This window comes from Pseudomonadota bacterium (assembly GCA_016927275.1).
Taxonomy (GTDB): domain Bacteria; phylum UBA10199; class UBA10199; order 2-02-FULL-44-16; family JAAZCA01; genus JAFGMW01.
In genome coordinates, this window is the sequence record JAFGMW010000023.1 from 1 (window position 1) to 10,078 (window position 10,078).

A 10,078-nucleotide genomic window follows, 5' to 3' on the forward strand; every position below is an offset into this window, starting at 1 on the left:
CGAAGAGACGCAGGCGAGCGAACGGCGTCTGAGTGAGCGAGCCGTAGCGAAACAGGCATCCCCGTCCCGGCGACGGGCCCCGAAGCCATGCTTATTTTTCAAACAAACTCGATCTCCCCAGCAGCTCCCAGCTTGTCCCCGATCGCGATTATTATACCCTTCACGCGCTCGTGGCCCATCGCCTCCTCGATCACGCGCGCCACGTCGGCCTCTGTCTGGACCTTGTTGCAGAAGGCGGTGGCGGCCGCGTCGGCGTCAACTGCGCTTGAGCCCACGACGCAGACCGCGTCAGCCTTTCCGAACGAGAGCGAGTGGCCATGCGTGGCACTTGAGGTGGCTATGCCGATCGCGGCCCCCCTCGGGTCGACCCTGAACTTCACCTTGCCCGTGAACTGCGATTCCCCGCCTGCGTAGAGCGAGACCGTGATAGGCCCATGCGTCCTCGCGTATATGTCGCCGCCGTTCTCGACTATCACGTCGCCTGCGATCCGCTCGCCCACCGACTCAGCCACGGCGCCGGCCACTGCGGCCATGGGCCCCACGCCGAAGATGGCGGCGGCCCTGGCCATGCGGCGCGCGATCAGCGGCGCGCCCGGGAGCGGCTCGTGCGGCGCGAGCGTCACCCTGAAGCGCCCGTCGCGAACTATGTAGCGCCCCAGCGTCTCGCGCGCCTCGCGCAGGAGATCGAGGGCGCGCGCACCCTCGCCCGGCCGGGCGAGCAGGCACAGGTCGCTCTCCTGAAGCCGGATATCGCTCCGCACGAGCCCCTCGGGCATCACCCATTCCCTGTATGTCCGCTCCTCGTACACCGCTCCCCCCGATTCGAAGAGGGCATATGATTGCAAAGCCCACCGCATGTCAAGCGGCAGTTTCGAAATTATCGTTTTTTATCAATCGGTTAGAGCGTCCAAAAGCGCGTGAACCCAAAACGGGCGAGCAATTGTCTTGAAGTTGAGCAGCGTCTGTTGCATTTTCGCCCCACTCAACCAAGGGGGATATCATGATGAAAAAGGCCGCGCTCGCAATTCTTTTACTCGCCTTCATCGGCGGGTGCTCGCGGGGGATTACCCGGGAACAGTACATCGACGTCATGGCGACGCTCGGATGCAAGGGCCTCGGCGAGGGGCTGCCCGATGCGGAGAAGGTGCTCAAGGAGAAGGGCGTGACGATCGAGCAGATCGACGAGTTCAGGAAGAACAGCGACGCGAAGGAGATGATCAACACGTCGATGGAGATAGCCAGCCGCGTCATGGCCTGCCACGGGGTGGGGGGGTCGGAGCCGCAGAAGAAATGAGCGATCAGGCTCCCGGCTGATTTAGTGAAGGTGCGAGCGTTCTTGCCTCGTATACGAACCTGCGGGCCTGACCGACGATCGACTCGTCCATATCGTTCGCATCCCATATCCTGACTGCAGAATCGATCATCTCAGCGGCGAACTCGAGCCGCTCCCCAGAACCCCCGTCCGGCGCCTCGAGCCTCGTCAGCGCCATGCGCGCAAGGTCCGCAGCCGCTGCGGTCTGCCTGTCGTGAGCAAAATTCCACATCGCGGAGAAAGCGAGTATCCCCTCTGTTTCGCGGGCGCACCGCTCATATCCCCAGCCGTCGGCGATCCCCATGAATATCCTGAATCCGAAGGTGGCAGGATCGGGATCGGTCCTTAGCGAGCGGAGTATGTTCACGCACTCCGCAGTGCGCAGGGCCTCGGCATCCGAGGCCTCGGAGAGGTTCTCAGGACCGAATGTGGCGCCCCTGACATCCTCGACCTCGCCCCCCGCCTGCGCGAGCATGGCCGCTGCGCCGTAGCGCCCTATCCCCTCGGCCATGACCGCCGCCTTCCCGAACTTGTACGAGGCCATGCGGAGGTCGTTCTCCCTGCCCACGTACAGGTAGAGGATTGCGGACTCGACCTGCCTCTGAATCGCGTCCAGCACCGACCTGCTCCTGTCCACCTTTCCGTCGGCGGCGGCGTCTCCCGGCAGGATTATCGATGTCCTCGCAGCCGCCCCGTCGAGCTCCTCCGCGCGCTGGCGCAACTCGCCGTGATCGCCCCCTGACGAGGAGATATTCGAATGGGCCTCGTCTACGACCCGCTGGAGGTGCGCCCTCTCGATGTTGAAGTTGCTCATGCCCTGTGAGGCGAGGAGCCTGTCCAGAGAAAGGCCGAGGAGCGCATGCCTTGGAAGCGCAGGCGCCGGCGGGAGGACAGACTCCCTCTTTATGCGCGCGGCCGGTATCGCAAGCACGAGGGGAACCATCCCCATGTCCTCCTCGATCAGGCCGTAGAAGATCTGTCTGGAGCTGAAATGCGACGGGTAGATGCCTATGTTGGCGCTCCCGGTCAGGAAGGAGCGAAAGGCCGATGTGAACTCCGCTGCAGGGCCGAGTGAAGTCATCTGTTCGCACACCTCCGCGTCAACATTGGCTTTTCGGCCCTTTCCCGAGGAAGTTGCTAAGAAAAACAGCCTTGTTTATCAATGTGTTAGCGGGACCGGCGCGCCTGGTCCTTCTTCATTATAAAGAGATAGTTGAAGCCGCGCAGGAAGTAGTTGCCCTTGAGGGCCTCGGAGTGCCACCGGCCGCGCGCGAGCTTGCGGTTGTGCCGGGTGACCGCCACGACGTCGAGCGGCCGGAACTTCTCGCAGAGCAAATCGAAGAGCCGAAATCCTATCGGCACGAATCCCCTCTTCTTCTGAAAGGTGTCCGAGACATACAGCGCCATGCAGCGGCCGGGGCGGAGGATCCGGTCGCACTCCGCTATCACCTTTCGCATCTCCTTGAAGTACGCGGGCTCGAACGCCGAGAGCTTTCCGATGCAGTGCGGGTCCTTGGAATACTCGATGTGGTCCGAGTACGGTGGATCGATGAACACGAAGTCGGCCTTCTCGTCCTCGAGCGGGACCTTTCGCGCATCGGCTCTGAAGATCTCCTTCCTCACAGGGGCGAGGTCGTATCCGAGCGCGCGCCTGCCGAGCTCGCGCGCCACGTCCACGACGGTGCCGGAGCCGGCCATGGGGTCGACGATCAGGTCGCCCTCGCGCGTGTATCGCGTGAGCAGGTTCCAGACGATGTAGGAGGGAGTTGCGCCCGCATAGTCCTTGTCGCCCTGCATCGCCCCGCCGTAGTGCTGGGAGGGAAAGTCCCACAGCGTCGTGGTCATGGGTTCGGGTCCTCGCTTGCCCATAAGGCCTCCTCGACCGATACCGATGCCAGAGGCGGCCCCGGAGCACAAGGGCGCATTTGACAACCGATGCCCCGCCTGTTAGGCATCTCCGCACAATCTGAGCAGCCCGGCGTGCAAGGGAAGCGGGTGCAAATCCCGCGCGGTCGCGCCACTGTGAAGGGCATAGGTTCCACCGTCGATTGAGTCACTGCCGAGCACTCAACACATAACGAGACTGTCATGCAGACGTTTCGCTCGTTATGTGTTGAGTGCTCGGTGGGAAGGCGAGGCGGTGGAAGGCTACAGGGCCCCGAGCCAGGAAACCTTGCGCCAGGACATTCAAGCGTAACGCTCTTCGCGGAAGAGAGGCGGCGCATGGCGCGCGTTTTTCTACAGGCCCTTCTCCCCGGGAGCAGGGCCTTTATTTTCGCCCTGCTCGTCGCGCTCCCCTGCCTGACGTCGGCCCAGGACCCCGAGTCGGTCATGCCGGAGGTCGGCCCCCCCCCTGCGGATATCGGCGTCGTGACCGTGACCGACGATGCGGATTCGTCCACGCCCGAGGCGCCTGGCGCGTTCACGACCGTGATCCGTCCCTCGCACTACGGCCGACGCGCAAAGACCGCCTCCGAACTCCTCTCCCAGACCGTGGGCGTCGACGTGACCAACCTTGGCGGGGAGGGCGCTCTCTCCACGGTCTCCATACGCGGCTCCTCTGCCGAGCAGGTGGCGGTCTTCGTGGACGGGGTGCGCGTCAACTCCTCGCTCACGGGAACGTTCGACTTCTCCTCCATACCCATGGAGTCGATCGAGCGCATAGAGGTTATACGAGGCGCCTCCTCGGCGCGCTTCGGCTCCGACGCGATCGGCGGCGCGATCAACATCGTTACGAAGCGCGCGTCCGCCGCGCGCGCGATCGAGGCGAAGGTCACGGGAGGGTCCTATCTCACGCTGCGGACCTCCGAGTCCTGGCGCGAGCCGCGGGAGGGCTGGGACCTGGTGCTGGCGCACAACCACCGCTCCACGGGTGGCGAGTTCACCTTCACCAGCGCCGGCATCACCCTAGACGGAGGCAGCATCGCCGACCCGCGCACCTACAGGCGGCTCCACAACGAATCAATGTCTGAGGACGTGCTCGCCAAGGTCTCGTTCCAGCTCCCCCGCGACACCTCGATCTCGATCTCGAACGACTTTTACTGGAGCGACCGCGACGTGCCGGGCATGGAGATCGAGACGACCCTGCTGTATCCCGCAAACCCGCTGGAGGCGCACGAGGAGTTCATAAGGGACACGGCCGGAGTGCGGTTCAACGCGGACGATCTCGGCGTGAGGGGGCTCGCGTTCGAGGCCGGCGCCTCCAACCTGGTGAGCAGCGACCGCTACACAGACCCCTCGCCCGCCATCGGCGACCCGATCGACGCGACGTATCTCGCCCTCTCGCCCGGCGCGCACCTGCTTGTGACTCACGATGCGCACCCCGGGCCCGTGCATCTCAACTCCGTGCTGCGCTATGAGTACGACTACGACTATGCCCGCGACTCCTCGCCGCTGGCCGGCAGGCCGCTGATGGGCCCGCACGATCGGCACACCAACGCGGCGTTCGCAGAGATCGACGCGGGTTTCCTCGACCAAAGGCTCCGGATCGTGCCGTCCGCAAGGGTGGAGGCGGCTACCGGCAGAGAGACGCGCGCGAGCTGGCGCGTCTCTGCGATCGGAAGGCCGGCCGGCTTCGTAGAGGTCAGGGCGAACGCCGGCACCGCGTTCCGCTACCCCACCTTCGCGGAGCTGTACTGGCCGGACCAGGGCTACCTCAGGGGCAACCCGGACCTCGCCGACGAGCGCTCCTTCGGCTGGGACGCGGGGGTCGCCATCACGCCGCCGAAGACGAGGATCGAGGTGGCGTTCTTCCAGAACTACATAGAGGACCAGATCATATTCGTGCCCATATCGGCGTTCACGATCCAGCCGCTCAACACCTCGAGGGTCAAGTCCCAGGGGATCGAGGCCTCGCTCTCGTTCGAGCCGTGGGAGTGGCTCGGCATCTTCGCCAACTACAGCTGGCTCGACGCGAAGTTTCGCGCAAGCGGCCTGGCCCTCCCAGGGAGGCCGTCGCACAAGGCCAACGCGCGGGTCGAGGGGAAATGCAAACCGATGACCCTGTTCGGCGAGTTCAAGTACGTGGGCTCGTACCCGCTGAACATGGCGAACACCCTCTACCTCTCCGCGCGCGCCACGCTGGATTTGGGGGCAACGCTCGAGTTCGCGAGGCACTTCTTTGCCACCTTCGAGGTGAAGGACGTGACGAACGTCCAGACGTACGACGCGGTGGGGTTCCCCCTGCCGCGCAGGAGCTACTGGATGACGGTGGGGGCCAAGACGTGAAGACCGTGACTCGTGACTCGTGACTCGTAACTCGTGACTAGCGTGTTCACGCCAGTCACCAGTCACCAGTCACCAGTCACCGTTCACCAGTCACGAGTCACGGAGAGACATATGAGGCACATAACCCACATTCTATCGTTTCTATCGATCTTGGCGCTCACCGCGGCCTGCGGCAACAGCGTGCTCACGGCGCAGGGCAACCCCGACGCCTCGGCCTCCGCTTACCGAAGCTTCGCGCTCGCGGGCGACTTCCCGGCGGACCTCGCGATCCCGGACATCGAAGGGATGCGCGGCACCGCTTTCGTGGTGTCCGCATCCGATCCGGCAGGCGTCATCGCGGTGGACATCGACTCGGATCCCATGCGCCTCTCTCAGAAATTCGAGGGATTCCTTGCAGCCTCCGGCTCCGGCATACCGGCCAAGCTCCTCATCACGGCGATCGACCGGGCCTATCTGCTCACCTCGAACGCCGTGATCCTCTTCGACCCGCGCACAGGGACGATGCTGGACTTCACGAGCGCGGTCGCGGCGATCGACATCGGGGCCGGGCTCCTCAACTCCGACGGGAGCGCGGCGCAGCCCGCGCTCATCCCCTCCTATCCGGGCGGCATCGCGGTCAATGGCGACAGGCTCTTCGTGTCGAGCGCCAACTACATCAGAACGCAGGCGCCGGCCGTGACCGCGCCCGGCACGATCCAGGTCTTTCGGATAAACGGCGACGGCTCCACCGACCGCACAGGCCACGTGGTCACCACCGGCTTCAACCCCACAGGGCTCGCGGTGCGCGGCGACGAGCTCGTGGTGGTCAACTCGGGCGTGATAGACATAATCGACTCCAGAGGGGTGGCGCAGACCGACGCATCGATCGACGTCGTGGACGTCGAATCGCTGGGCATCGAGGCGACGATACCGATCGGACCGGTGGCGGCGTCGTACCATCCGCCTGCGATCACAAAGGACGGGTCGCGGGCATTCATAGGCTCAGCGGCCCAAGGCGAGATCTACGAGATCGACCTCATAAACCGCCAGGCCCTGCGCGGCATCGACGACCCGATAGCCGTGAGCGCGGGCCAGGACTTCGTGAGCTCGGCGGCGCTGGCGGTCGACGACGGTTACCTCTACGCCTCGAGCTTCGAGCTGAGCGCTGCGTTTCCGGTGGAGCTTGCCGAGGGCGGACCGATCGTCGAAGATCCTTTCGTCGTCGGATTCCCGGCCGGGGTTACCGACGAGAACCCCTCCGGCGCAAACACCGGCGCAGGCCCGCTGGCGGTGAGGCCCGGCTCGCGCGGCGTCGACTACAAGGGGGAGGACCTCTACGTGCTCACAGGCTACCCGGGTTCCATCGTGGCGATAGACACGGGAGCCCCCGCGCAGGCGTTCGTTGCCCCCTCCGAGGAGGAGATCCCGGACGACACGCCGGTCCCGAACCCACCCGCCGGGAGCGACGGCGATGCATGCCGGGGATTTGCGCAGGGCGTGAAATCGGTCTCCTACGGGCCGGGCGCAGGCTTCGGCCAGTCGTCGATGCCGACGGTGGTGCTGGGTCCCCCGCGCGGCGCGGGGGAGCTCTCCGGCAGCCTGCACGTGCTCTCGCTGGGCAACGGCGGCTCGATCGCGATCGACCTCGGAAACTGCCCGGCAATCGACGGGCCGGGCGACGACTTCATCGTGTTCGAGAACGCGTTCTTCATAGGGGGTAACCCGGCCGCGCCCTACGCGGAGCTCGGGATCGTATCGGCCAGCGCCGACGGCGTGAACTTCTTGACCTTCCCGTGCAGCCTCGGCTCCTATCCATACCACGGCTGCGCGGGCTGGAACCCGGTCTATTCCCACCCCGACAACGGAATCGACCCGTTCGATCCTTCCGTCGCAGGCGGAGAGGCGTACGATCTGGCGGACGTAGGTCTGGCCATGGCTAAATATATAATGATAACCGACGCGGGCATGGCCGGCGGCTCGGGCACCACCGCAGGCTTCGACCTGGACGCAATTTCTGTAGTGAACGGGGAGATAGACAACTAAAGGAGGCAGTCATGGCAATACCGATCATCATAGCGGGGATAGCGCTGGGAGCAGGAATAATCCTGGCCGGCTGTTCTGACGACAGCGGCGCCAAGAGGGATTCAGGGGTCGACGACACGGACACCGGCCCGGACGTGGACACGGACACCGATGCCGACACGGACACAGACGTGGATACGGACGCCGATGTCGACACGGACACGGACGTGGATACGGACACCGACACCGACTCCGCCACCGCGAGCGACACGGACACGGTGCCCGAGACGCCGTTCGCTCCGGGCGTGAGCCACTACTCCGACGCGCCGTGCGCATTCCCTGCGAGCATCTCGCACAACGCCGCCGAGGACCGGCTCTACGTCACGTGCGGCATGCCCGGCGCGCTGTGGAAATCGCCGCCGCTGGACGCTGCGGGCGACTGGACAGAGGCCGGCGCAGTCAGCGGCTACCCTGCGAACCACCTCATCATCGACGACCGGTACGCGGTGGTGGCCCGCTCCGCACCTGACGGACTGACGGTGGTGGACTACACCGACGGATCGGTCGCGCAGGAGATCGACTTCTCGGCACTTACGGTCCTGGACGAGCTCGACCAGCCTCTCGAGTTTGCGCCGAACTTCCCGGCGGGGCTCTATTACCACGCGGCGGGCGGCGACCTCTTCGTCGCGACATCGAACCTGGACAACATAGATTATCTCGACCCGGCGCTCACGACGTTCTTCGCGGGCACGGTGCTCTACCTCGGCTACCAGGGCGACGGCTCGTTCGACGTCGCCTCCGTGCGCTCGATCGGGACGAGCGGGGTGAACCCCACGGGCATCGCTGCGATCGGCGCGGACGCCTTCGCGGTCCTCTCGGCAGGCCCCTATGCGCCGAGCGTGGACAGCGAGGCCGCGGTCGACATCTTCTCGCTGCCGGATCTGGAGAGGGTCACATCCCTGCTCGGTCCGATCACCGGCCAGAACTCGCCGACGATGCCCCTCACCGCAGGGGGGCTCGTGCTCATCGGCGTGCAGAAGCCCGAGGCGCGGATCGTGGGGGTGGACGCGGCCACGGCGGAATCCGTACTCGACCGCGCGATGCCCGACGTCGCGAACTTCGTCTCCAACATCTGCGGATTCGGCGACGTGGCCGTCATGTCCGACTTCGGCGAGTTCGGCCTCGGCAGCAGGATCCTCTTCGCCCACACGACACCGTACGGATGGACCGGCGTGCCGATGACGCCGGTGGCCGCCGGTTCCTCCGGGCCTGCCGTCGTCGTGGGCGACACCCTCTATCAGACAGTGACCGCCAACGACGGCATGAGCGGCAGCGTGTGGAAGGCGGAGCTGGGGGGGATGTGAAGAGACTAAAGAAGCTAAAGAAGCTGAGAGGTTGAGAATCTGAGATGATCAAGTTTATAAACATGGCGCTGCTGCTCATGGTCCCGTTCGTGGCAACAGGTGCGCAGGCCGAGGCGCCGAGGAGGATAGTTTCGCTCAAGCCGGCGATAACCGACACCGTATATGCGCTCGGCTTGGGAGACAAACTGGTCGGAGTGACGAAATACTGCGACGTGCCCGAGGGCGCGAGCAGGCCGCAGATCGCGGCCGACTACACCAGGCCCTACACCGAGCGGATCATATCTCTCCGGCCCGATCTCGTGCTCGGCTCCGAGGAGAACTCCAGCCGCAGATCCATAGAGGCGATCGAGAGGGCTGGCATCGCAGTCCGCCTCTTCCCGTTCACGGGCCTCGACGAGTCGCTCGCGTCCATACATGAAATAGCGGAGCTTCTCGGCAGGCCCGATCGAGGGAAGATGCTTACGAGCGATATGAAGTCGCAGCTCGACACGCTCAAGAGGCGCTACGGAGCTGAAAAACCCGCGAAGGCGGTGGTGGTCTGGGGACTGAGGCCCATGATCGTAGCGGGCCCCGGCACATACATGCACGAGGCGATCCCCTGCATCGGACTCGCCAACGCCGCGACCGCGGCCGGAGTGAAATACCCGAAGGTCGGGCTCGAGCAGCTGATCGCATACGACCCGGAGGTGATAATCGACCTCTCCATGGACGTTCGGCCCGGGGCGGCGCCCGAGAGGCCCTGGGACGGCGTCAAGGCCATCAAGGCGGTGCGCCAAGGCAGGGTCATCGCCATGGACCCCGGCATCTTCCGCGCCGGCCCCGGGATCGCCCTTGCGCTCGAAATGCTTGCAAAAGAGATTTATGGGAAATAATTTCCGAATCAGCGGACGGACAGGGCCGGGGTGATCTTCTCACTGTTGCCTCCGGGTCCTGTCGCCGGGTCACCCCCATTTGCGGCATCGCCGCGATAGATTACCGAGTTTATGCGGATGACTTTCCGCGGCTGCTGGCGTCAAATGGGGGTCCCCCGACCCGCCGCCACCCGGAGGCGAAAGGGCGCTGATTTGACGGACAGGGCCGGCTCACCCTTCGCAGCGTGGCTCGAGCCTGCCTGCCGGCAGGCAGGGAGGCCGGATTCAGCAGCCTATATGACCCGGCCGACGAAAGCCCCCGA

At 65.0% G+C, this 10,078-nt stretch carries 8 protein-coding genes and 1 riboswitch; of the genes, 5 read left to right on the plus strand and 3 right to left on the minus strand.

Features of this window, described 5'->3' with window-relative positions:
* Positions 1–98 precede the first annotated feature (98 nt).
* On the minus strand, positions 99–857 hold the full coding sequence (locus tag JXA24_01405) for a UPF0280 family protein (protein MBN1282414.1): 759 nt from the start codon (positions 855–857) through the stop codon (positions 99–101).
* Positions 858–1,000: 143 nt separating this feature from the next.
* On the opposite strand from JXA24_01405, the gene JXA24_01410 reads away from it, so the two are divergent.
* Positions 1,001–1,294 carry a hypothetical protein gene (locus JXA24_01410; GenBank protein ID MBN1282415.1) on the plus strand — a complete coding sequence of 98 codons (294 nt, stop codon included), beginning with the start codon at positions 1,001–1,003 and terminating at the stop codon, positions 1,292–1,294.
* A gap of 4 nt (positions 1,295–1,298) precedes the next feature.
* On the opposite strand, the gene JXA24_01415 is transcribed toward JXA24_01410, so the two are convergent.
* A complete protein-coding gene (locus JXA24_01415; GenBank protein MBN1282416.1) occupies positions 1,299–2,393 on the minus strand; it encodes a hypothetical protein in 1,095 nt (364 codons plus the stop codon).
* Between the two features lie 86 nt (positions 2,394–2,479).
* Positions 2,480–3,157: a DNA methylase gene (locus JXA24_01420; protein ID MBN1282417.1), complete on the minus strand. Its 678-nt coding sequence runs from the start codon at positions 3,155–3,157 to the stop codon at positions 2,480–2,482.
* Between the two features lie 139 nt (positions 3,158–3,296).
* A riboswitch (cobalamin riboswitch) is annotated at positions 3,297–3,486 on the plus strand.
* Positions 3,487–3,535: 49 nt separating this feature from the next.
* Here JXA24_01420 and JXA24_01425 point away from each other — a divergent pair.
* The 4 genes from JXA24_01425 to JXA24_01440 all read left to right on the plus strand — a co-directional run bounded on the left by JXA24_01425 (position 3,536) and on the right by JXA24_01440 (position 9,776).
* A complete protein-coding gene (locus tag JXA24_01425) occupies positions 3,536–5,539 on the plus strand; it encodes a TonB-dependent receptor (protein ID MBN1282418.1) in 2,004 nt (667 codons plus the stop codon).
* Between the two features lie 111 nt (positions 5,540–5,650).
* Positions 5,651–7,561, plus strand: coding sequence for a hypothetical protein (locus tag JXA24_01430; protein ID MBN1282419.1), 1,911 nt, complete (start codon positions 5,651–5,653; stop codon positions 7,559–7,561).
* Between the two features lie 11 nt (positions 7,562–7,572).
* Entirely contained in the window at positions 7,573–8,904 is a 1,332-nt protein-coding gene (locus tag JXA24_01435; GenBank protein MBN1282420.1) for a hypothetical protein, read from the plus strand.
* A 44-nt stretch (positions 8,905–8,948) separates the two neighbouring features.
* A complete protein-coding gene (locus tag JXA24_01440; protein MBN1282421.1) occupies positions 8,949–9,776 on the plus strand; it encodes an ABC transporter substrate-binding protein in 828 nt (275 codons plus the stop codon).
* Positions 9,777–10,078: the final 302 nt, after the last annotated feature.